The following is a 21,945-nucleotide window of genomic DNA, read 5'->3' as shown; positions in this document are numbered from 1 at the left end:
GGGCGGGTAGGCGAGCTGGGCGGGTAGGCGAGCCGCCGACGATGCCTGCCACGGCCGCCGTAGGCTCGACAGCATGCAGCAATACCTCGACTTCCTGCAGCGGATCATGACCGAGGGCACCGACCGGCCGGATCGCACCGGCACCGGCACCAGAAGCATTTTCGGGCACCAGATGCGCTTCGACCTGTCCGAGGGCTTCCCGGTGGTCACCACCAAGAAGATCCACCTGCGTTCGGTGATCGTCGAGCTGCTGTGGTTTCTGCGCGGCGACACCAACATCGGTTACCTGCACGACAACGACGTGCACATCTGGGACGAGTGGGCCGACGCCGAGGGTGAACTCGGCCCGGTCTACGGCCACCAGTGGCGCAGCTGGCCGACCGCCGACGGTGCCAGCGTCGACCAGATCGCCCAGGTGGTCGAGTCCATCAAGAACAAGCCGGACTCCCGCCGGCACATCGTCTCGGCCTGGAACGTCGCAGAGGTCAACAACATGGCATTGCCGCCGTGCCACACCATGTTCCAGTTCTACGTCGCCGACGGGAAACTCTCCTGCCAGCTGTACCAGCGCAGCGCCGACGCCTTCCTCGGGGTGCCGTTCAACATCGCCTCCTACGCGCTGCTGGTGCATCTGGTCGCGCAGGTGACCGGTCTGCAGGTAGGCGATTTCGTGCACACCTTCGGTGACGCGCACATCTACCACAACCACTTCGAGCAGGTCGGCCGGCAGCTGCAGCGCACCCCGAAACCCTTGCCGCGATTGACCATTGCCGACCACGTCCGCAGCCTTGACGACCTGAAAACGCTCACCCTGGACGACATCACGGTGCACGACTATGTGCACGACAAGGGCATCCTGGCGCCCATCGCGGTCTGAGACCGGCCGTGCGCTGAATCCCCGCCGGCGGATGCAGCCGCTGGCCGGACTCAGGCCCGGTTGAGCCGCCGGATCGCCAGCTCGGCGAGCAGCGCGGAGCAGTCCGGCAACAGCGAGTCGTCGAAGGCGGCGATCGGCGAGTGGTTGGAGCCGGCCTTGGCGAGCGGGTCGCGTCCGGCACCGACGAAGAAGTAGCAGCCGGGCACCTCATCGAGCACCCTGGAGAAGTCTTCGGATCCGGTAATCGGGTCCGCCATCTGCAGAAATCGTTTGTCGCCCAACAGGTCCCGGGCGGTGTCGGCGACAAACTCGAACTCGTCGGCGTTGTTGGCCGTCAACGGGTACTCGCCGGTGAAGGTGACATCGGCGGTCAGTCCGTGAGCGGCGGCAATCTCCTTGCACACCGTGGTGGTGACCTCGCCGGCCTTCTGCATCGCCTCCGGCGAGAACGCCCTGATGGTGGCCTCGAATTCGGCGTCGTCCGGGATGATGTTCCGCCTGGTGCCGGCGTGGAAGGTGCCGACGGTGACGACGACGGGGTCGAAGACGTTGAACTGCCGGGTAACGGCGGTCTGCAGCGCGGTCACCATCTCGGCGGCGGCCGGCACCGGGTCGGCCGACATGTGCGGTGCCGAACCGTGTCCGCCGCGGCCGTGCACCACGACCTTCAATCCCGCCGATGCCGCCATCAGCGCTCCGGGCCTGGCGGCGATCGTGCCCTTCTCGAAGTAGCCGGAGAACACGTGCAGCCCGTATGCGGCGTCGACACGGCGGCCGGCGGCGTCGAGCACCCCCTCGTCGATCATGTAGCGGGCACCGTCCATACCCTCCTCCCCCGGCTGCAGCATGAACACCACGTCACCGGGAAGCTCGTCGCGGCGCTGCACCAGCAGCCGAATCGCACCGATCAGGCCAGCCATGTGCATGTCGTGCCCGCAGGCGTGCATGGCCTGATGGTGCGGCGAATCCGCTGCCGGGGCGAAGCTTTCCCCCGACTGCTCCACCACCGGCAGGGCATCCATGTCGGCGCGCAGCAGCACCACAGGGCTGTTGTCGGTGTGCTTTCCACCGCGCAGCACCGCGGTGATCGAGGTGAGGTCTTTGCCGGTGCTCACCTCGAGGCCGAGGTCGGCGAGCTCGTCCAGCAGGATCTTTTGGGTGACAGGCAGATCCAGCCCGACCTCCGGCACCGCGTGCAGCTTGCGGCGCAGGGTGCTCAGCTCGTCGGACATGGCCTTGGCGTCATCGATCAGCGGCATGCATCCATCCTGTCACGGGCCAGGAGTGATCGAACCGTGGTGACGACACGCGTGGCCGGTTAACGCCTCGCTCGCCGCGGCTGGACGTGACACGGTGAGCCGGTGCGCCTCAGTGTTGATGCTCCCTCAGTGGTTGATGCTCCCTCAGTGGTTGATGCTCCCGCCGTGCTAGCTACCCCTGCGCCGTTCGCCAGGCTCGTCCGCGACCGGGCTGCAAAGCCGCACTGCCGCACGGGGATCCGGTTCCGCGCCGGGCGCGGTCACCTGGTGGTCGGGACCGCTGCGTGATCCGGGCAGAGGGACTGGTCAAGGAGTTCAGCCGGCCGGAGCGGGTGCAGGGCCGCTTCTCCGGGGTGCGCTCGTTCTTCAGCACCAAGAAGGTGGTGACCCGCGCCGTTGACGATGTCTCGCTCACCATCGACGACGGCGAGCTGGTCGGCTATCTGGGGCCGAACGGCGCCGGCAAGTCCACCACCATCAAGATGCTCACCGGAATCCTGGTGCCCACCGCCGGGCACGTCGAGGTGGAGGGCATCGTGCCGTGGCAAGACCGGCGCGCCAACGCCAGGAACATCGGTGCGGTGTTCGGCCAGCGTTCGCAGCTGTGGATCGACCTGCCGCTGCGCGACTCGTTCGATCTGATAGCCAAGCTGTACGGTCTGCACCCGGTCGATTACCGCCGCTCACTCGATGCGTTCGTCGACCTGCTCAACATGGGCCCGTTGCTGGACACCGCAGTGCGGTCACTGTCGCTGGGGCAACGGATGCGCGGCGACATCGTCGCCGCGATGTTGTACCGCCCGCCGGTGCTCTACCTCGACGAGCCGACCGTCGGGCTCGATGTGGTGGCCAAGGCCAGGATCCGCGACTTCATCGCCGAGCAGAATCGCTCGGAGGGAACCACCGTGCTACTCACCACCCACGACATCTCCGACATCGAGCAGCTGGCCCGTCGGGTGGTGATCATCGACGAGGGACGCATCCTCTACGACGGCGACCTGCAGCGGTTGAAGGCCCGCTACGCCCGCGTTCCGCGAGATCGTCGTCACCGCAACGGAAGTGCCTGCCGAACTCCGCATCGACGGTCTCGACCTGCGCAACGTTCAACAAGCCGGTGATCAGGTCAAGGCGACGTTCCGGTTCGACCCGGCCCAGCTGCCGGCACCCGCGGCCATCAGCCGGCTGACCGACGCGATGGCAATCACCGACCTGTCGTCCAGCGAGCCAGGCGTTGAGGACGTGATCCGGCAGATCTACACCGACCGTGAGGTTGCGCTGTGACCGCGCCGCCGGTGGCCCGCGACAGGTCTGGCCGCACCCAGCGACTGCCGTTTCGATTCGCCCTTGGCGGCATGGCCGCGTCGATGCGGCAGGGTGCGATGGCACAGTTCGCCTTCCGCGCCTCCACGTGGACCGGCATCATCGGCTGCGTACTGCAGGTGGTGCTGGTCTACCTGGTGTGGACCGCCGTCTACGGCGCCCGGACCGAGGTGGCCGGCGTCAACCAGCGCGACGCCATCACGTACGCGGTGCTCGGGGTGCTGGTCAACATCGTGTTCCAGCCGTTCACTTTCGACACGCTCTACGGTCGGCTGCGGACGGGTGCCATCGCCTTCGACGTGATGCGGCCCGTCTCGGCGGTGCCGCTGGCGCTGGCCCAGCAGGTCGGTGCTGCCGCCGCACAGCTGCCCGCCGCCGCGGCAGGCTTGGTGGCGGGATTGACGTTCGGTGCGATCGACCCGCCGGGATCGGTGATCTCCGGCTTCGCCTTTGCGGTGTCGATCGTGCTGGGGTTCGGGATCGCGCTGATCATGAACTTCACCGTCGGCCTGATCGGGTTCTGGACCCTCGAGGTCGGCGGCGTTTTCCTGATCTATCGGATGCTGGCCCAGTTCTCGTCCGGTGCGCTGATCCCGCTGTGGTTCATGCCTGGATGGCTGTCCGGGACGTTGACCGCGCTGCCGTTCTCCGCCCAGGTATTCGTGCCGCTATCGATCTACGTCGACACCGATCCAGGCTGGCACACCGCCAGGGCGATCGGCCTGCAACTGCTCTGGATCGGCGTGCTGATCGCGCTCGGAGTGCTGATCTGGCGCCGGGCGATCCGACGGCTGGTGGTGTTCGGTGGCTGAGACCGAGACGCGCTCGAACCGTGACACCGGAACTGCCCTTGACAGCAGCATTGCCGACGGGCGCGGCAGTCTGGCCCGGCCCGTCCCCCGTTGGCGGACGTACCTGATTCTGATGGGCGCGGCGTGGCGCGACCTGCGGGTGCACCGGGTCAACCTGGTTCTCACCGCGCTTGGGTCGGTGGCCATGCAGGGCACACAACTCGCGTTCATCGGGGTGCTGCTCGGCGCGTTCGGGGCGATCGCCGGCTGGGACGTCGCGGACGTCGCCTTCCTCTACGGTCTGCGGCTCACCGCTCACGGAGTCTGCACCATCAATTTCGGACAGCACAGCGCCAGTGCGTGGGCGGTCCGCAACGGCGAATGGGACCGCTACCTGCTGCGGCCGGCCGGCCCGCTGATGCAGCTGCTCACGCGTTTCGTCAACCCTGGCACCCTGGGCGACCTGGTGCTGGGCAGCGTCATCCTGATAACCGCAGCCACCAGGGTCGATGTGCACTGGACGCCCTGGCTGGTGCTGTACGTGGTGGCCGCGGCAATCGGCGGCGGCCTGGTCGAGGCCGGCCTGCAGATCGGCATCTCCGGGCTGGACTTTCGAATGGGCCCCACCTCCAGGGTCAAGGTCACTGTCGACCGCGTGCTCACCGACTTCGGCGCCTACCCGATGACGATCTTCGGCACCATCGGCACCTGGCTGCTCACCGTGCTGTTGCCGCTGGCGTTCATGGCCTACCTGCCGGCGGCCGTGATCCTTGGCCATACCGACGATCTGCTGGTGCCGCCGATCGTGGCGTGGCTCTCGCCGCTCGCCGGCCCGATCATCTTGGCGGGCGGCATCGCGTTCTTCACCAGGATGAGCCGCTGGTACACCAGTCCCGGCAACTGAGAACCCGGTTCAACCGTGCAGTCAGTTGGTCTGCGGCGCGGGGCTGAACGGTGTGGGACCGTGCTGGGACTGGCGGCGCTGCACCGGCCTGGGAAGCGGTTCAGGGGTCGTAGCGGTATGTGTCGAGCAGCATGTGCACCTCGGTCGTGAACGTCGAGGCCTCGCTGTTGAGTAGCCGCGCTGCGTCGTTCGCCCCGTAGCTGTACGGGGTCATGCTGAACAGGGCCTTGAGCGCCGCCACGTCATTGATGACCAGTGGGTATCGGACCACCCGCCGATTGGTCTGGACGAACCTGGCGTCGACGACCCGGTGGTTCTCCTCATCATGACGACGCGGGGAGTCGTAAACGGCGGCCTTCATCGAGAACAGATGATCAGCTCCTGGGCTACCGATCAGCATCGTTCCGCCTGGCCGGAGCACACGGGCGAACTCCTCGACCGGGTTCGGAGAGAACTGACTGACGACCCCGTCGAGCGAGTTCACGTCCATCGGAAGGTGGTACGAGTTCGCCACGGCTTATGCCCCCGCTGGGTCGAGCCGTGCCGCCATCCGCATCCCTGAGCGGGACAGATCGGTCCCGACAATGTCGAGCCCTGGGGCCACCTCGCGGAGGACGCGCAAGTAGTACCCCTCGCCGCAGCCGGCGTCCAGGACACGTCCGCCGGCGGGGAGCGCCGTAGACATGAGCTCGGCGATCGCCCGAGCAGCCGGCTCGTAGCCTCCAGTGCCGAAGAACGCGTGGCGGGACTGCATCAGCTGGACGTTGTAGCCAGGGTCCTTCGACTTCTTGGCCTGCGCGGTGACCAGGTTGACGTACCCCTCCCTCGCGACGTCCAACGCGTGACCCAATGGGCACGCCAGCGTGCGTCCCGCACGGGGTGAGAAGGCGCCGTCGCAGACGGGGCAGCGAAAGACTGCGGCGAGGTGTTCCGCCGTCATGGGACACGATCCCCGACGGTGTCGAGCAAACGGTCGAGTCCGGCCTCGCTGGTGACCCCGGGGCCACGAAACGAACTGGCAAGGCGACCTCGTCCTGGGACGCCGGGACGGCTGCGACGCCGAGCCCCTTTACGGCAGGTCACCACATGATCAGTTGGTCTGCGGCGCGGGGCTGAACGGCACCACGATCCGCAACGGCCGCTCGGGACGGGCGGCGGCGCGCGCCGGTTCCGGCCTGGTCGGTACCGGCTTGCTGCCGGCCTTCGGGGCGTTGGTCTTGTCCAAGCTGGCGACCGGGCGGCGTGGGTAGCCGTTCGCGGGGACGGCCTGGAAACCGCGGCTGACGTTGGCCTGCTGGGCCAGCTGCTCGGCCTTGTTCACCGCGACGGCGCGCTTGGCCTGATCGTCGGTGCGGATGGCCTCGCTGACCGTGGTGAGCACGTCGGAAAGTTCCAGCTCGAGGGCGACGCAGATGGACGCCAGCAGCTCGCTGGACGCCTCCTTGCGGCCGCGCTCCACCTCGGACAGGTATCCGAGCGACACGTTGGCGGCCGTGGAGACATCACGCAGCGTCCGGTTCTGGCTGGTCCGGGCATCGCGAAGAGTTTCGCCCAATGCATCTCGCAGCAACACGTGCCACCTCCTGTTCCGGCGCCGGACTTTCACAGCCTCGACAGCTCTGGTCTGCGCCGGCGGAAACTCCGGTCGCGTGGCTGGTCCGGGTGTCCCGCCAACCTACCCGGTCAACGCCGGTGCATCCGGCAGTTGTTCCCGGAGTCACGTGAACATTGCATGGCGGACGCCGGTGAATCGCACCAGCCGCCGGCTTGAGTTCATCGGCCTGACGCTGTGCAGCGCTCGGCCAGCAGATCCAGCGCGGCGCTCACCACCTGCAGACGGATCCGGTGCCGTTGCCGCTGCGGCTCGTGGTGGTCCGGGTTGACGTCCGGCACCGGGTGTCCGGTTCGCGTGGTCACCACCGCGGTTCCCGAATCGGCCAGGTCCGGCCCGGTGACCGCGACGAACCAGGTGCCGGGCGGATGGCCGTCCTGCGGGTCGGGCCCGGCCACCCCGGTCAGCCCGACGCCGAGATCGGCGCCGCAGCGTTCCCTGGCACCGGCGGCGAGGGCCACCGCAACGTCCGGATCCACCGGGCCGCGAGCCGCCAGCAACTCGGCCGGAACGCCTGCCAGCGTGTGCTTGAGGTCGGTCGCGTAGACGATCAGCCCGCCGCGCAGCACCGCAGACGATCCCGGTACCGACGACAACGCCGCCCCGAGCAGTCCACCGGTCAGCGACTCCGCGGTGGCCACCGTCAGCCCGGCCCGGCGCAGCCCAACGACAACGGCGGCGAGCCGGCCGGACCGCAGTTCGAGAAACTCGTCCATCTCCGTCATCGCACCGCGGATGCTCAGGGTCGGCGGGAGCGGGTGACCAACGCGGTCGCCCTGACCAGATAGTCGATGCCGGTGCCGACCGTCAGCGCCACCGCCACCAGCATCAGCCCGAAGCGCAGCCACTCAAGCTGGTCCGGCAGCGGCATCACGTACAGCCCGATGGCCACCACCTGCACCAGGGTCTTGGCCTTGCCGCCAGGGCTCGCCGAGATGACGCCGTAGCGGAGGATGGCGAAGCGCAGCAGCGTGATGCCGACCTCGCGGACCAGGATCACCACGGTGACCCACCACGGCAGGTTGCCCAGCATCGACAGCCCCAGCAGCGCCGAACCGGTGAGTGCCTTGTCCGCAATCGGATCGGCGATCTTGCCGAAGTCGGTGACCTGGCCGCGGCTGCGGGCGATCCGCCCGTCGTACCGGTCGGTGATGGCGGCGACGGCGAAGACTCCGGCCGCGATCCAGCGCCAGGTGGCGTCGTGCCCGCCGAGGTTGAACAGACACAACAGGAAGACCGGCACCAAGATCAGCCGCAGCACCGTCAGAGCGTTCGGCAGGTTGATCAGCGAGGCGGGCACGTAGGCGTGCGGCAACTCCCCCGGCCCGTCCTGCTGTCCCCGGTGTGGGGGCTCGGCGGGATTGCCCGCCGGAGTCGGCGGGCGGGACGGGGGCACCGTTGCGCTCACGACCCTGTCGCCTCCGCCGCTGGTGCCGATGCTTTGGGCCGCAACACATCTGGGTCCGCCGGCTCCGGGCGCGGCAGCACCCGCAGCGGCTCCGCGATCAGGTCGATGCCGTCGGTGCCGACCACCCGTGCCAGCACCAGGTCGCCCAGTTCAATGCCGTCGGCACCGGTCAGCGTCGTGGTGCCGTCGACCTCCGGCGCCTGGTGCTCGCCGCGGCCGACAACGGTGCCGTCGGTGCTGCCGCTCTCGCTGTCGGGAGTCACATCGTCGACCAGCACCACGATCTCGGTGTCGACCCGATCTTCGGCCCGCTGTGCGGCGAGCTCGTCGGCGAGCGCGGTGATCCGCTCCACCCGCGCGGCGATCTCGTCCTCGTCGACCTTGTCCGGTAGCTCCAGCGCCGCGGTGCCGTCCTCGTCCGAGTAGCCGAACACTCCGACGGCGTCCATCCTGGCGCCGATCAGGAACTCCTCAAGCGCCTGCACGTCTCGCTCGGTCTCGCCGGGGAAACCAACAATCACATTGGAGCGGATCCCGGCCTCGGGCGCCGCCGCCCTGATGCGGCGGGTGAGGTCGAGAAAGCCGGCGACAGAACCGAACCGGCGCATCCGGCGCAGTACCGGCTCCGAAGCATGCTGGAACGACATGTCGAAATAGTCAGCAACCCCGGTGGTTGCCGAGATTGCCTGCAGCAGTGAGGGTTTGGTCTCCGCCGGTTGCAAATAGCTGAGCCGTACCCTGACGATGCCCGGCACCGCAGCCAGTCGGGTCAACAGGGTTTCCAGCTGATCGCGTCCCGGCAGATCCTTGCCGTAGGACGTCGAGTTCTCGCTGACAAGCACGATCTCCCGGACGCCCTGCCCGGCCAGCCACTGCGCCTCGGCGACCACCTCGTCCGGGTGCCGGGAGACGAACGACCCGCGGAACGACGGGATCGCGCAGAAGGTGCAACGTCGGTCGCAGCCTGAGGCGATCTTCAGCGGTGCGACCGGTCCGGCATGCAGTAGCTTGCGCACCAGCTGCGGGCCGGCCGCCAGCCCACCGGGCGCCGCCGCCGACGCGGTGTGCGCATGGCCCGGCACCGAGACCGACTGTGCGGCATCGGGTCTGGCCACCGGGGTGATCGGCAGAAGGGTGCGGCGATCCTGCGGGGTGTGCGCCGCCGGCCGGTGCCCGTCCAGCACGTCACCGAGCAGAGCGCCGAGCTCCGGATAGGCGTCGAACCCGAGCACCGCGTCGGCTTCCGGCAGCGCCTGGGCCAGCTCCGCGCCGTACCGCTCGGCGAGGCAACCGACAGCCACCACCTTGGATCCGGAATCGGCGGCCGCCAGCAGCGTGTCGATGGAATCCTTCTTGGCACTGGCGACGAAAGCGCAGGTGTTCACCACCACCACGTCGGCGGGCTCCTCCGGCGCATTGGCGGCGGTGTCCGGCTCGTCCAGCAGTCGGTAGCCGCCGGCGGCCAAGCGGCCCGCGATCTCCGAGGAGTCGACGTCGTTGCGCGCGCACCCCAGCGTCACGATCGACACGGTGGGTGCATTGCTCACATACCTCAGCCTAACGGAGCCGCGCCCCGTGCCGGGCCGCTGAGCTGCGGCGCGGACCTGCTGGCTACGCTGCCCGGGTGGCGAAGCAAGAACCAGCCCAACGGGAACCGGTGTCGAACGCGTCACCCACCGTCCGCCGGGCCAAGGTCGGCGACGTACGCCGCATCAAAGAACTGATTGATCAGTATGCACCGGACATTCTGCTGGAAAAGTCACTGGTGAACCTCTATGAGGACGTCACCGAGTTCTGGGTGGCGGAGATCCCCGATCCCGACGGTGGGCCGACCCCAAGGGTGGTGGGCTGCGGGGCGTTGCACGTGCTGTGGGAGGACCTTGGCGAGTTGCGCACCATCGCCACCGACCCGCAGTGCCGCGGTCGACGCATCGGCCGGACGCTCTGCCTCGAGTTGATCGAACAGGCCAGAAACCTCGGCCTGACGCGGCTGTTCGTGCTCACCTTCGAGGTGATGTTCTTCTCCGCGTTGGGGTTTCGGCGGATCGGCGAACTCGACCTTGGGCCGGACGCACTGGCCGAGCTGCGCTCCAGCTATGACCGTGGCGTGGCGGAGTTTCTCGACCTGCCGTACGTGAAGCCGAACACCTTGGGCAACACCAGGATGCTCAAGCAGCTCTGACTACGGGACGTGGTTCACCTTGAGGATCAGCCCGACGCCGACGATCGAGATCACCCAGATCGCGGCAACGAACAAGGTCAGCCTGTCGAGGTTGCGCTCCACCACGGACGATCCGGACAGCGACGATTGCATGCTGCCGCCGAACATGGACGACAGGCCACCGCCCTTGCCCTTGTGCAGCAGCACCAGGCCGATCAGCGCCAGGCTGGTGATCACCAGCAGGATGTCCAGGAACAGTTCCATGATCGCCTTGCGGTCGGTGCGCCGGATGGCGCTGAGCGGTTAGAACCAATACGGCTGGTCCGGATGGTCAAGCGGCAGCCGCGACGCTGGCCGCGACGGCAGGGTCAGTTTAACCCGAGCATCCGCTCAGGTCAGCACACCCACCGCGTTGGCGCACAGGGTCGCGAACTCGGTCGGGTCCAGGCTGGCCCCGCCGACCAGCGCGCCGTCAACGTCGGGCTGGCTGACGATCTCGTTGACGTTGCCGGACTTCACGCTGCCGCCGTAGAGGATCCGCACCGCGCCGGCGACCTCCGGCCCGTACGTGTCGGCGAGGGTGGCGCGCAGCGCGGCGCACACCTCTTGGGCATCGGCGGCGGTGGCCACCCGGCCGGTGCCGATGGCCCAGATCGGCTCGTACGCCAACACAACGGTGGCGGCCTGCTCGGCGTCGACGCCCTCCATCGCAGCCAGCAGCTGCTGGGTGCAGTGGTTCACCTGACCGCCGGCCTCGCGGAGCTCAAGGCCCTCACCGACGCAGAGGATCGGCACCAGCCCGTTGCGCAGCGCCGCGGCCACCTTGCTGGCCACCACCTGGTCGCTCTCGTCGTGGTGCTCACGGCGTTCCGAATGCCCGACAACGACGAAGGTGCAGCCGAGCTTGGCCAGCATCGGCCCGGAGATGTCGCCGGTGTACGCGCCGTTGTCGTACGGCGAGATGTCCTGCGCGCCGTACTTGATCTTGAGCTTGTCGCCGTCCACCAGGGTCTGCACGCTGCGCAAGTCGGTGAACGGCGGCAGTACCGCCACCTCTTCTTTGGCGTAGTACTTGTCCGGCAGCGTGAATGCCAGCTTCTGCACGGCGGCGATGGCCTCAAGGTGGTTGAGGTTCATCTTCCAGTTGCCGGCGATCAACAGCTGGCGCCCGACCGGCTTCTCGGCGGCTGCCGACTTCTTGGCGGCGCTCACTGGCCTGCTCCATTCTCTGGCTGCGGCTCGTCGAGCACGGCAAGTCCCGGAAGTTCTTTGCCCTCAAGGTATTCCAACGACGCTCCGCCACCGGTGGAGATGTGCGTGAAGCCGGCTTCGTCGACCCCCAGCTGCCGGACAGCGGCGGCGGAGTCGCCGCCACCGACCACCGAGAACGCCGACGAGTCTGCGATCGCCTCTGCGATCGCCTTGGTGCCGCCGGCGAACGGCGCCATCTCGAAGACGCCGACCGGGCCGTTCCAGAACACCGTCCTGGCCTCGCCCAGGATGCGCCGGAAGGTGGCCCTGGTGTCGGGGCCGATGTCCAGCCCCTGCCAGTCGGAAGGGATCTCGCCGGCGAACACCACCTCGGTCTTCGCGTCGGGCGAGAAGCTGTCGGCGACCACCACATCGTTGGGCAGCACGATCTTGCTGCCGTACTCGTTCAGCAGTTGCCCGCAGGTGTCGACCATGTCCTGCTGCAGCAACGACTTTCCGACGTCCTTGCCCTCGGCGGCCAGGAAGGTGTACGCCATCCCGCCGCCGATCAGCACCTGATCCACCTGCTCCAGCAGTGCCTTGATCACCCCGAGCTTGTCCGACACCTTGGACCCGCCGAGGACGACGACGTACGGCCGTTCCGGCTCGGTGGTGAGCTTGCGCAGCACCGCCGTCTCTTCCGACACCAGGTAGCCGGCGTAGTGCGGCAACAGCTTTGCCACGTCGTACACCGACGCCTGCTTGCGGTGCACCACCCCGAACCCGTCGGAGACGAAAACGGCGCGGCCGCCGGCCCCGGCAGCCAGCCCCGCCAACTCGGCGGCCAGCGCACCCCGCTCGGCGTCGTCCTTGCTGGTCTCGCGTGGGTCGAACCGCACGTTCTCCAACAGCGCCACCTGCCCGTCCTGTAGGCCGGCGACGGTGGCTTTCGCGCTGTCCCCCACCACATCCGAGGCGAGGACGACGTCGGCGCCGAGCAGCTCGCCCAGCCGGGCGGCCACCGGAGCCAGCGAAAACTTCGGGTCCGGTTTGCCGTCCGGCCGGCCGAGATGCGCGGTGACGACCACCTTGGCACCGGCGTCGGTCAGCGCCTTGATAGTGGGCAGGCTGGCCTTGATGCGGCCGTCGTCGGTGATCGTGTCGCCGTCCAGCGGCACGTTCAGATCGGACCGCAGCAGCACGGTGGTGCCGGTCAGCGAGCCGGGCTGGCCGGCGCCACCGCCGAGCAGATCGTCCAAGGTGTTCACGAAAGCTCCTGGGGTGCAGGGAATTCGGGGTGCGTGTGCCGTGGCAGATAGCACCGCGGCAGAAAGGACCGCGGCAGATAGGACCGCGGCAGCAGTGCCGGGGTCAGAGCTTGCTGGCGACCAGCGAGGTGAAGTCGACCAGCCGGTTGGTGAAGCCCCACTCGTTGTCGTACCAGCCGACCACCTTCACCAGGTTGTCGCCGATCGTCATGGTCAACGGCGAGTCGAAGGTGCACGATGCCGGCGAACCGACGATGTCGGTCGAGACGATCGGGTCGGTGGAGTAGACCAGCTTGCCGGCCAGCGGGCCTTCTTCGCTTGCCTTCTTGAAGGCGGCATTCACCTCGTCGGCGGTGATCTTCTTCTCCAACTCGACGGTGAGGTCGGTGACGGAGCCGTCCATCACCGGCACCCGCAACGCGTAGCCGTGCAGCTTGCCCTTGAGCTCGGGGAGCACCAGGGCGGCGGCCTTCGCGGCGCCGGTGGTGGTCGGGATGATGTTCTGGGCGGCCGCGCGAGCCCGGCGCAGGTCCTTGTGCGGGAAGTCCAGGATCACCTGGTCGTTGGTGTAGGCGTGCACCGTGGTCATCAGGCCCTTGACGATGCCGAAGGCGTCGTTGAGCACCTTCGCCATCGGCGCGACGCAGTTGGTGGTGCAGGAGGCGTTGGACAGGATGGTCTGGCTGCCGTCGTAGGCGTCGTCGTTCACGCCCATCACCACGGTCAGATCCTCGTCGGTGGCCGGGGCGGAGATGATGACCTTCTTGGCGCCGGCGTCGATGTGCTTGCGAGCGTCGGCAGCCTTGGTGAAGTGACCGGTCGACTCGATGACGATGTCGACGCCGAGGTCTTTCCACGGCAGCTTGCTGGGATCACGCTCGGCGAAGGCCTTGATCTCTTTGCCGTTCACCACGATGCCGTCGTCGGTGGCGCTGATGTCGTGGTCCAGCTTGCCCAGGATGGTGTCGTACTTGAGCAGGTGGGCCAGCGTCTTGTTGTCGGTCAGATCGTTGATCGCGACGATCTCGAGATCGGTGTCGAGCTGATCGACGGCTCGCCAGAAGTTGCGGCCGATCCGGCCGAATCCATTCACACCTACGCGCACGGTCACGCTCGTCCCCTTTGAGAGAAGTTGGCATCCCGCCGCGCCGGCGTCGCGAACGGCGTCCCGGCAGTCGAGCGGAATCGATTAAGTGACGACACCCACAGCCCTGGGGGTGACAGTTCCACTCTAGACGGAGCGCTTGCGGCGGCCGCGCCGCCCCCGGTTGGTGCCGTGTGGCCGTCGTCGGGAATCCGCTGCTCAGCCGTCGAGCATGTCGGCGGTGACGGCCGATTCGGTGTCCGGGATGTCCAGATCCTGGGCCTTCTTGTCGGCCATGGTGAGCAACCGGCGGATCCGGCCGGCGATAGCGTCTTTGGTGAGCGGCGGGTCGGCGAGTTGGCCGAGTTCCTCCAGCGAGGCCTGGCCGTGCTCGATGCGCAGCCGGCCGGCAACGGTCAGGTGGTCGGGGGCCTCCGGCCCGAGGATCTCCAACGCTCGCTGCACCCTGGCGGCGGCGGCCACCGCGGCCCTGGCCGAGCGGCGCAAGTTGGCGTCATCGAAGTTGGCGAGCCGGTTCGCCGAGGCCCGGTGCTCGCGGCGGGTGCGGCGCTCCTCCCAGGTGACGACGCATGAGCTGGCACCCATCTCGCGCAGCAGCAATGAGATGGCGTCGCCGTCGCGGATCACGACCCGGTCTGCTCCGCGCACCTCCCTGGCCTTGGCCGGGATGGTGGTGGGTGGATCGGTCGGGACGGCGGCGGCGATCCGCCGAGTCAGCCCGACCAGTGCCAGCGCGGCCTCCGGTCCCGGGCAGGTCACCTCCAGCGACGCCGACCGGCCGGGCTCGGTCAGCGATCCGTGCACCAGGAATGCTCCGCGCCAGGCGGCGACCGCGTCGCCCGCGGTGCCGGACACCACGGCCGGCGGCAGCCCCCTGACCGGCCGGCCGCGGTTGTCGAGCAGTCCGGTCTGCCTGGCCAGCGCGTCGCCGCCGGCCACCACCCGCACGATGTACCGGGTGCTCTTGCGGATGCCGGAGGGCGACAGCACCTGGAACTCGGCGTCCTGCCCGTACAGCTCGGCGATCTCGCTGCGCAGCCGGCGCGCGGCCGCGCCGGTGTCCAGTTCCGCCTCCACCACCACTCGGCCGCCGACAATGTGCAGACCGCCGGCGAACCGCAGCATGGACGACACCTCGGCCCGGCGTTCAGCGGTGTTCAGTTGCCGCTGCTTGCCGAGTCTGCGGTCGAAGACGCCGTTGATGCGACTGAGCTCGTCCTTGACGTCGGCGGTCATGGCCATCGGGAGTGGCTCTCCTTCGGGTGCTGCTTGTCGGGTACTGCTTGTGGGGTATTGCGTTGCTGGAAGTGCTGTGCTGGTAATGCTTTTGCGTTGTCGGCTGCTGACTACCCGGTGGTGGCCGACGTGGGGTTGCCGCTCCGGGTCCGGCCGCCGGGCGGCAGTGCGGTCAGCAGTTCGTCAAGGACGTTGGCCAGGGCGTCCGGGTCGTGCTGTTCCGGCTTGCCCTCAGCGGCGACCGTCCGCGTCCATAGCTCACCGTTCCAGTGCCGGACGGCCGAGGTCAACCTGCTGCGGTTCGGAACCGCAGCAGGGTCGGCCAGGACGGTATCCGCTCGGAAATCCGGGGCGTGCTCGGAGATCACGTCGAGGTGTTGCTCGGGTGAAAACCCTTCGGTCTCACCGGGTTGCGGCACCAGGTTCAAGACCAGCAGCCTGTGCGCAGCGGTCCCGATCAGGGCTTCGCGCAGGCCGGGGACCAGCAGATGCGGCAGCACCGAGGTGAACCACGACCCCGGACCCAAGATCACCAGGTCGGCCGTGGAGATCGCCTGCACGGCCTCGTCACAGCCCACTGCATCGGCCGGTTCCAACGAGACCGAGCGCACCTGCCCCGGGGTGGCGGCCACCGCGACCTGGCCGCGGATGCGCCGCACGGTGTCCGGCTGGTCATCCAGTCCGGCCACCTCACCCACGATCGTCAGCGGCTGGCAGCTCATCGGCAGCACCCGGCCTCGGCAGCCGAGCATCCTGCCCGCGGCATCGAGGGTGGCGATCGGATCACCCAGCACCTCGCCGAGCCCGGCGAGCACCAGGTTGCCGACCGGATGCCCGGCCAGCGCGCCCTCACCGGAGAACCGGTGCTGAAAAGTGTTGGCCCACAACGTCCCGTCCGGGCCGTCGTCGGCCAGCGCGGCCAGCGCCATCCGCAGGTCACCCGGTGGCAGGATGCCCGGGTTGTCGCGCCGTAACCGCCCTGACGAGCCGCCGTCGTCGGCGACCGTCACCACCGCCGTCACGTCGACCTCGGCCCGCCGGGCCAACGTCCGCAGCGCGCGCAGCATCGCGTAAAGGCCGTGGCCTCCACCAAGGGTGACGACCGAGCGGGACGTCACTCGCGCCCCAGGTCTCGGTGGGCCACCTGCACGTCCAGCTGCACATCAGGGTGCCCGCCGGACGGCCGTCCTGCGCTGAGCCGGTTGTCCCGCAGCCGGCGACCGAGCTCCTCGGCGATGGCGACACTGCGGTGCTTGCCGCCGGTACAGCCGATAGCCACCGTCAGGTAGCGCTTACCTTCCCGCTGGTAGCCGGCGCCCACCAGATCGAGCAGGCCGATGTACTGGTCGAGGAACTCCGCTGCGCCCTCTTGGGTGAGCACGTAGTCGCGCACCTCGGGGTCGAGGCCGGTCTTGTCGCGCAGCTCGGGGATCCAGAACGGATTCGGCAGAAAACGCATGTCCACCACCAGATCTGCGTCCAACGGCAGCCCGTACTTGTAGCCGAACGACAGCAGCGTCAGGGTCGAGCTGCGCGGGCCAGCGGTGAACTCCTCCTCGATGCGATCGCGGAGTTCGTGTACCGAGATGTCGCTGGTGTCGATGATCACGTCGGCTTCGTCGCGCAGCGGGCCGAGCAGGCTGCGCTCGGCGGCCAGCCCGTCGGAAATGCGTCCGCCGGCCTGCAGCGGGTGCTGCCTCCGGTTCGCCTCGTAGCGCCGGATCAACGCCGCGTCGCTGGCCTCCAGGTACAGCAGCCGCACCGGATAACCCTTGCTGTCCAGATCACGGATCACCTCGGCAAGGTCTTCGGTGAATGCCCGGGACCGGACGTCAAGCACCACGGCGATCTTGGTGAGTTCGCCTCTTGCCCTTGCCCCCAGATCGACCATGGTGGCGATCAGCTCGGGAGGCAGATTGTCGACAACGAACCAGCCGAGATCTTCCAGGCACTTGGCGGCGGTCGAGCGGCCGGCGCCGGACAGCCCGGACACCACCGCCACCTCGATGCCAGTGACCTCCCCGTCGGGCGGCAGCTGATCGGTGTCGGCCGGCGGTGCCTGCGTCATGAGTGCTCCTGGACGTGCGCGAATCGGTTCCGGCGGGCCGCCCGCCTGGGTTGCCCCGACCCAGGGAACTTCGAGTCGGGTCCGCCCGCCCAGCGTAGTGGTCCGCGGCAGTGCCTAAGGCTTGCCGCCGATCACGGTGCTTGACTCTGCGGCGGTATCGGATCCAGCGGCGGTAGCAGCAGCGGTATCGGGACCGGCGGCGGTATCGGGACCGGCTGCGTTCTCCGGGCCGTTGGCGTTCTCCGAGCCCGCGGCGAGCGCTGCCACGATGGCATCGGCGGTCGCGGCGCCGATGCCCGGCACCTCGGTGAGCTCCGCGGCGCTGGCCGCGCGCACCCGCTTGACCGAGCCGAAGTGCCGCAGCAGCGCCTTGCGACGGGTCTCCCCCAGCCCAGGGACCGATTCCAGGGCCGAGCTGGTCATCGCCTTGGAGCGCCGCGCCCGGTGGAAGGTGATGGCAAACCGGTGGGCCTCGTCCCGCAGTCGCTGCAGTAGGTACAGCGCCTCGCTGGTTCGCGGGAAGATCAGTGGTTCCGCGGGCTCGTCGCCCCTGGCCGGCACCCACACCTCCTCCAGCCGCTTGGCCAACCCGCAGACCTTGACGTCGTCGATGCCGAGCTCGGCGAGCACCTCAGCCGCCGCGTTGACCTGCGGGGCGCCCCCGTCCACCACCAAAAGCTGTGGCGGATAGGCGAATCGCCGCGGCCTGCCGGTCTCCGGATCGATGCCCGGCCTGCCGCCAGGATCGTCGGCCGTGACGGCCCCGCTGGTCAGCTCCGGCCGGGGCGCGCCCTCCCCGTTCGGCTCGGCCGATGCTTCCCCGTTCGGTCCGTAGTTGTGCGGGCTGAACCGACGGCGCACGACCTCGGCGATGGAGGCGACATCGTCTCCGGGGCGGTCGCGGATGATGAACCGCCGGTAGTCGCTCTTCTTCGGCATGCCGTCTTCGAACACCACCAGTGAGGCCACCACATTGGTGCCCTGCACGTGCGAGACGTCGATGCATTCGATGCGCAGCGGGGCCGTCGGCATGTCGAGCAGTTCGCCCAACTCGGCGAGCGCCTCCGACCGGGCGGTGAGGTCGCTGGCCCGTTTGAGTCGATGCTGGGTGAGCGCCTCGATCGCGTTGCGGTGCACGGTCTCTGCCAGCGCCCGCTTGTCGCCCCGCTGCGCCACCCGGATGTTCACCTTTGCGCCGCGCCGCTCGGTCAGCCATGCCGTGATGTTGTCGATGTCGTCCGGCAGCACCGGCACCAGGATGTCCCGGGGAATCGCCGCAGGGTCGACGACGGCCGGGTCCGCAGCCCGGTCGACCGCGGCCTGCTCATCGGCCCGCGCGCCGTAGTACTGCAGCAGAAAGTCGGCCGTCAGTGCGCGCAGCCGGCGCTGGGTGATCGCCTCTTCGGTGTCGGCAGCCGCCCCCGCCGCCCCCGCGTCGGCGGCGTCGGGGTTGTCGGCGTCGACGTCGACGATCCAGCCGCGCTGGCCGCGCACCCGGCCGCCGCGGACGTGGAACACCTGCACGGCGGCGAGCAGCTCGTCGGCGGAGATCCCGACGACGTCGGCGTCGGTGCCGTCGCCGAACACCACCGCCTGCTTCTCCACCGCGCGCCGCACCGCACCGAGATCGTCCCGCAGCCTGGCCGCCTTCTCGAAGTCGAGATCGTCAGCGGCGGCCGTCATCTCCTTCTCCAGCCGGCGGATCAGCGGGTCGGCCTTGCCCGCCATGAAATCGCAGAAATCGTCGACGATCTCCCGGTGTTGCTCGGCGGTGACCCGCCCGACGCAGGGTGCAGAGCATTTGCCGATGTAGCCCAGCAGACAGGGCCGGCCGATCTGCGCCGAGCGTTTGAACACACCGTTGGAGCAGGTGCGGGCCGGGAACACCCGCAGCAGCAGGTCGAGGGTTTCGCGGATGGCCCAGGCGTGCGCGTACGGCCCGAAGTAGCGCACGCCCTTGCGGTGCGGGCCGCGGGTGACCATCAGCCGCGGGTACTCCTCGTTCAGCGTCACCGCGAGCTCCGGATAGCTCTTGTCGTCGCGATAGCGGACGTTGAACCGCGGGTCGAACTCCTTGATCCAGTTGTATTCCAGCTGCAGCGCTTCGACCTCGGTGGACACCACCGTCCACTGCACGGCGGCCGCGGTGGTCACCATCTTGTACGTCCGCGGGTGCAGCGAAGCCGGGTCGGCGAAATAGGAGTTCAGCCGCTGCCGCAGGCTCTTCGCCTTGCCCACATAGATGACCCGCCCGTCGGGGTCGCGGAAGCGGTACACCCCCGGGGAATCCGGAATGGTGCCGGGGGCGGGTCGGTAGGTGGACGGGTGCGGCACAGCCGCGAGGGTAGTCGCCGGGGCCGACGTCGGGCTGCCGTCGGACGTCGGAGTCGCCGGCGTTGGCTACGCTGGCTGGGCGGCATTGCGGCCCGGGCGCAGCCGGCGCCCGGCGCGCATGCCCCCGGGAAAGTGAGCGTGCATGGAAGTCTGGCCGGGAAGTCAGTACCCGCTGGGGGCCACCTTTGACGGCACCGGCACCAATTTTGCGCTGTTCAGCGAGGTGGCCGAGAAGGTCGAGCTGTGTCTGCTGAACGACGACGGCTCCGAGACCCGGGTCAACATGCCGGAGATGGACGGGTTTGTCTGGCACTGCTACCTACCGACGGCACAACCCGGCCAGCGCTACGGGTTCCGGGTGTACGGGCCCAACGACCCGTCCAAGGGGCAACGCTGCAACCCGAACAAGCTGCTGCTGGATCCGTACGCCAAGGCGGTGTCGGGGCAGATCGACTGGGACCCGGCGCTGTACGGCTACCAGATGGGCGACCCGGAGAGCATCAACAACGACGACTCGGCGCCGCACATGTTCTGGGGCGTGGTGATCAACCCGTTCTTCGACTGGGCCGGCGATCACAGCCCGCGCACGCCCTACGCCGATTCGGTGATCTACGAGGCGCACGTCAAGGGCCTCACCAAGCTGCACCCCGAGATTCCGGAGAACCAGCAGGGCACCTATGCCGGCCTGGCCCATCCCGCGGTGATCGATCACCTGACCCGGCTCGGTATCACCGCCATCGAGCTGATGCCGGTGCACCAGTTCGTGCAGGACAACACCTTGCTGGACAAGGGATTGCGGAACTACTGGGGCTACAACACCATCGGATTCTTCGCACCGCACAACGAGTATTCGGCTTTCGGCGACCGCGGCCAGCAGGTGCAGGAGTTCAAGGCCATGGTGAAGGCCATGCACGCGGCCGGCATCGAGGTGATTCTCGACGTGGTGTACAACCACACCGCCGAGGGCAACCACCTGGGGCCGACGCTGAGCTTCCGCGGCATCGACAATGCCGCCTACTACCGGCTGGTTGACGGCAAGCCGGAGTTCTACAGGGACTACACCGGCACCGGCAACTCGCTGAACGTCCGCAACCCGCACTCGCTGCAGCTGTTGATGGACTCGCTGCGGTACTGGGTGACGGAGATGCATGTCGACGGTTTCCGCTTCGATCTGGCCGCCACCCTGGCCCGCGAGTTCTACGACGTTGACCGGCTTTCCACCTTCTTCGAGCTGGTGCAGCAGGACCCGATCGTCAGTCAGGTCAAGCTGATCGCCGAGCCGTGGGACATCGGCCCCGGCGGCTACCAGGTCGGCAACTTCCCGCCGCAGTGGACCGAATGGAACGGCAAGTACCGCGACACCGTCCGCGACTTCTGGCGCGGGCAGCCCGCGACGCTCGGCGAGTTCGCCTCCAGGCTCACCGGATCGTCGGATCTGTACGAGCACTCAGGACGCCGGCCGGTGGCCTCCATCAACTTCGTCACCGCACACGACGGGTTCACGCTCAACGATCTGGTCTCGTACAACGAGAAACACAACGAGGCGAACCTGGAGAACAACAACGACGGCGAGTCGCACAACCGGTCGTGGAACTGCGGTGTCGAAGGCCCGACGGACGATCCGGCGGTGCTCGCCCTTCGCACCAGGCAGCGGCGCAACTTCCTGGCCACTTTGTTGCTGTCACAAGGCGTTCCGATGCTGTTGCACGGCGACGAGATGGCCAGGACTCAACTGGGCAACAACAACGCCTACTGCCAGGATTCGCCGCTCACCTGGGTCGATTGGCTGGGCGCCGACGAGAACCTCGTCGAGTTCACCGCGTCGGTGGCCAGGCTGCGCAAACACCATCCGACGTTCCGGCGGCGCCGCTTCTTCGACGGACGGCCGGTCCGCCGCGGTGAGGGCGAGCCGCTGCCCGACATCGTCTGGCTGACCCCGGCCGGCGAGGCGATGGCCGACGAGGATTGGGGTTCCGGCTTTGGCCGCAGTGTCGGAGTCTTCTTGAACGGCAACGGGATTCGCGGTCGCGACACCCGCGGGAACCGGGTGATGGACGACTCGTTCCTGCTGCTGTTCAACGCGCACGATCAGCCGCTGGACTTCGTGCTGCCACCGGCGGAGTACGCCGCCGCATGGCAGCCGGTGATCGACACCAACGGCATGTCCGGCGAGCAGCCGCGGATCCCGGCCGGCGACAAGGTGGCGGTGGTGGACAAGGGCATGGTGGTGCTGCAAAGCCTGATGAGCGTCGACGCCGAGCCGACCATGAGCGAGTCCGCCGCGACCGTGCCGTCAGTGCCGCCTACCCCGGTCAGCACCCAGCTGATGACAGAGCAGGCGTCGTCACCGGCCACCGGGGCCGCCGACTGACCGGGCGGTCCCTGCTCCCCGCACGTCCATCCATTCCGAA

The 21,945-nt window shown here is 68.3% G+C and carries 22 protein-coding genes; 7 read left to right on the top strand and 15 right to left on the bottom strand.

Features of this window, described 5'->3' with window-relative positions:
- Positions 1-73: 73 nt before the first annotated feature.
- Complete coding sequence (locus tag HKD39_RS01445) at positions 74-877, top strand: thymidylate synthase (protein WP_171198046.1); 804 nt, start codon at positions 74-76, stop codon at positions 875-877.
- Between the two features lie 50 nt (positions 878-927).
- Here HKD39_RS01445 and HKD39_RS01440 read toward each other — a convergent pair whose 3' ends face one another.
- Entirely contained in the window at positions 928-2,136 is a 1,209-nt protein-coding gene (locus tag HKD39_RS01440; protein WP_171198045.1) for a M20 metallopeptidase family protein, read from the bottom strand.
- A gap of 284 nt (positions 2,137-2,420) precedes the next feature.
- On the opposite strand from HKD39_RS01440, the gene HKD39_RS01435 reads away from it, so the two are divergent.
- Genes HKD39_RS01435 through HKD39_RS01420 form a run of 4 tightly spaced genes read left to right on the top strand, consistent with a single transcriptional unit; the run spans position 2,421 to position 5,151 of the window.
- Positions 2,421-3,254: an ATP-binding cassette domain-containing protein gene (locus HKD39_RS01435; RefSeq protein WP_171198044.1), complete on the top strand. Its 834-nt coding sequence runs from the start codon at positions 2,421-2,423 to the stop codon at positions 3,252-3,254.
- Positions 3,196-3,417, top strand: a complete 222-nt coding sequence (locus HKD39_RS01430) for a hypothetical protein (RefSeq protein WP_171198043.1) — start codon at positions 3,196-3,198, stop codon at positions 3,415-3,417. The genes HKD39_RS01435 and HKD39_RS01430 overlap by 59 nt, the downstream gene beginning before the upstream one ends.
- Entirely contained in the window at positions 3,414-4,268 is an 855-nt protein-coding gene (locus tag HKD39_RS01425; protein ID WP_171198042.1) for an ABC-2 family transporter protein, read from the top strand. Before HKD39_RS01430 ends, HKD39_RS01425 begins: the two co-directional genes overlap by 4 nt.
- Positions 4,261-5,151: an ABC-2 family transporter protein gene (locus HKD39_RS01420; RefSeq protein ID WP_171198041.1), complete on the top strand. Its 891-nt coding sequence runs from the start codon at positions 4,261-4,263 to the stop codon at positions 5,149-5,151. Before HKD39_RS01425 ends, HKD39_RS01420 begins: the two co-directional genes overlap by 8 nt.
- A 100-nt stretch (positions 5,152-5,251) precedes the next feature.
- Here HKD39_RS01420 and HKD39_RS01415 read toward each other — a convergent pair whose 3' ends face one another.
- The 6 genes from HKD39_RS01415 to rimO form a co-directional block, all read right to left on the bottom strand.
- Positions 5,252-5,641, bottom strand: coding sequence for a class I SAM-dependent methyltransferase (locus HKD39_RS01415; RefSeq protein WP_171198040.1), 390 nt, complete (start codon positions 5,639-5,641; stop codon positions 5,252-5,254).
- Positions 5,642-5,668: 27 nt separating this feature from the next.
- On the bottom strand, positions 5,669-6,091 hold the full coding sequence (locus HKD39_RS01410) for a putative RNA methyltransferase (protein WP_343074517.1): 423 nt from the start codon (positions 6,089-6,091) through the stop codon (positions 5,669-5,671).
- 150 nt (positions 6,092-6,241) lie between these two features.
- On the bottom strand, positions 6,242-6,724 hold the full coding sequence (locus tag HKD39_RS19880) for a helix-turn-helix domain-containing protein (protein WP_171198038.1): 483 nt from the start codon (positions 6,722-6,724) through the stop codon (positions 6,242-6,244).
- 200 nt (positions 6,725-6,924) lie between these two features.
- Positions 6,925-7,479, bottom strand: a complete 555-nt coding sequence (locus HKD39_RS01400; protein WP_171198393.1) for a CinA family protein — start codon at positions 7,477-7,479, stop codon at positions 6,925-6,927.
- A gap of 23 nt (positions 7,480-7,502) precedes the next feature.
- Positions 7,503-8,078, bottom strand: coding sequence for a CDP-diacylglycerol--glycerol-3-phosphate 3-phosphatidyltransferase (gene pgsA, locus HKD39_RS01395; RefSeq protein ID WP_171198392.1), 576 nt, complete (start codon positions 8,076-8,078; stop codon positions 7,503-7,505).
- A gap of 89 nt (positions 8,079-8,167) precedes the next feature.
- The gene (rimO, locus tag HKD39_RS01390; protein WP_171198037.1) at positions 8,168-9,718 is read right to left on the bottom strand and encodes a 30S ribosomal protein S12 methylthiotransferase RimO; all 1,551 of its coding nucleotides are present in this window, start codon (positions 9,716-9,718) and stop codon (positions 8,168-8,170) included.
- Positions 9,719-9,795: 77 nt separating this feature from the next.
- Here rimO and HKD39_RS01385 point away from each other — a divergent pair, with 77 nt between their 5' ends.
- Positions 9,796-10,353, top strand: a complete 558-nt coding sequence (locus HKD39_RS01385; protein WP_171198036.1) for an amino-acid N-acetyltransferase — start codon at positions 9,796-9,798, stop codon at positions 10,351-10,353.
- On the opposite strand, the gene secG is transcribed toward HKD39_RS01385, so the two are convergent.
- From secG to uvrC, 8 genes are all read right to left on the bottom strand, one after another.
- A complete protein-coding gene (gene secG, locus HKD39_RS01380; RefSeq protein ID WP_171198035.1) occupies positions 10,354-10,596 on the bottom strand; it encodes a preprotein translocase subunit SecG in 243 nt (80 codons plus the stop codon).
- A gap of 126 nt (positions 10,597-10,722) precedes the next feature.
- Positions 10,723-11,544, bottom strand: coding sequence for a triose-phosphate isomerase (gene tpiA / locus HKD39_RS19120; RefSeq protein ID WP_343074516.1), 822 nt, complete (start codon positions 11,542-11,544; stop codon positions 10,723-10,725).
- Complete coding sequence (locus HKD39_RS19115) at positions 11,541-12,791, bottom strand: phosphoglycerate kinase (RefSeq protein WP_171198034.1); 1,251 nt, start codon at positions 12,789-12,791, stop codon at positions 11,541-11,543. Before HKD39_RS19115 ends, tpiA begins: the two co-directional genes overlap by 4 nt.
- Positions 12,792-12,894: 103 nt before the next feature.
- A complete protein-coding gene (gene gap / locus HKD39_RS01365; protein ID WP_171198033.1) occupies positions 12,895-13,902 on the bottom strand; it encodes a type I glyceraldehyde-3-phosphate dehydrogenase in 1,008 nt (335 codons plus the stop codon).
- Positions 13,903-14,094: 192 nt separating this feature from the next.
- Positions 14,095-15,138, bottom strand: coding sequence for a DNA-binding protein WhiA (gene whiA / locus HKD39_RS01360; RefSeq protein ID WP_171198032.1), 1,044 nt, complete (start codon positions 15,136-15,138; stop codon positions 14,095-14,097).
- 104 nt (positions 15,139-15,242) lie between these two features.
- Entirely contained in the window at positions 15,243-16,250 is a 1,008-nt protein-coding gene (locus HKD39_RS01355; RefSeq protein WP_343074515.1) for a gluconeogenesis factor YvcK family protein, read from the bottom strand.
- Complete coding sequence (gene rapZ / locus HKD39_RS01350; protein WP_171198031.1) at positions 16,247-17,200, bottom strand: RNase adapter RapZ; 954 nt, start codon at positions 17,198-17,200, stop codon at positions 16,247-16,249. The genes HKD39_RS01355 and rapZ overlap by 4 nt, the downstream gene beginning before the upstream one ends.
- Positions 17,201-17,314: 114 nt before the next feature.
- Complete coding sequence (uvrC, locus tag HKD39_RS01345) at positions 17,315-19,534, bottom strand: excinuclease ABC subunit UvrC (protein WP_171198030.1); 2,220 nt, start codon at positions 19,532-19,534, stop codon at positions 17,315-17,317.
- Between the two features lie 142 nt (positions 19,535-19,676).
- On the opposite strand from uvrC, the gene glgX reads away from it, so the two are divergent.
- On the top strand, positions 19,677-21,905 hold the full coding sequence (gene glgX / locus HKD39_RS01340; protein WP_171198029.1) for a glycogen debranching protein GlgX: 2,229 nt from the start codon (positions 19,677-19,679) through the stop codon (positions 21,903-21,905).
- Positions 21,906-21,945 lie beyond the last annotated feature (40 nt).

This window comes from Nakamurella aerolata, assembly GCF_013002705.1.
Lineage (GTDB): Bacteria > Actinomycetota > Actinomycetes > Mycobacteriales > Nakamurellaceae > Nakamurella > Nakamurella aerolata.
Note: the sequence above shows the minus strand (reverse complement) of the source record. Positions and strands in the feature narration are given on the sequence as shown.

Excerpts from the sequence above, each read along its gene's own strand:
- rapZ (WP_171198031.1), bottom strand. The coding sequence starts at position 17,200 with ATGACGCAGGCACCGCCGGCCGACACCGATCAGCTGCCGCCCGACGGG.
- whiA (WP_171198032.1), bottom strand. The coding sequence starts at position 15,138 with ATGGCCATGACCGCCGACGTCAAGGACGAGCTCAGTCGCATCAACGGC.
- HKD39_RS01415 (WP_171198040.1), bottom strand. The coding sequence starts at position 5,641 with ATGGACGTGAACTCGCTCGACGGGGTCGTCAGTCAGTTCTCTCCGAAC.
- HKD39_RS01445 (WP_171198046.1), top strand. The coding sequence starts at position 74 with ATGCAGCAATACCTCGACTTCCTGCAGCGGATCATGACCGAGGGCACC.
- glgX (WP_171198029.1), top strand. The coding sequence starts at position 19,677 with ATGGAAGTCTGGCCGGGAAGTCAGTACCCGCTGGGGGCCACCTTTGAC.
- HKD39_RS01440 (WP_171198045.1), bottom strand. The coding sequence starts at position 2,136 with ATGCCGCTGATCGATGACGCCAAGGCCATGTCCGACGAGCTGAGCACC.
- HKD39_RS01400 (WP_171198393.1), bottom strand. The coding sequence starts at position 7,479 with ATGGACGAGTTTCTCGAACTGCGGTCCGGCCGGCTCGCCGCCGTTGTC.
- HKD39_RS01410 (WP_343074517.1), bottom strand. The coding sequence starts at position 6,091 with ATGACGGCGGAACACCTCGCCGCAGTCTTTCGCTGCCCCGTCTGCGAC.
- secG (WP_171198035.1), bottom strand. The coding sequence starts at position 10,596 with ATGGAACTGTTCCTGGACATCCTGCTGGTGATCACCAGCCTGGCGCTG.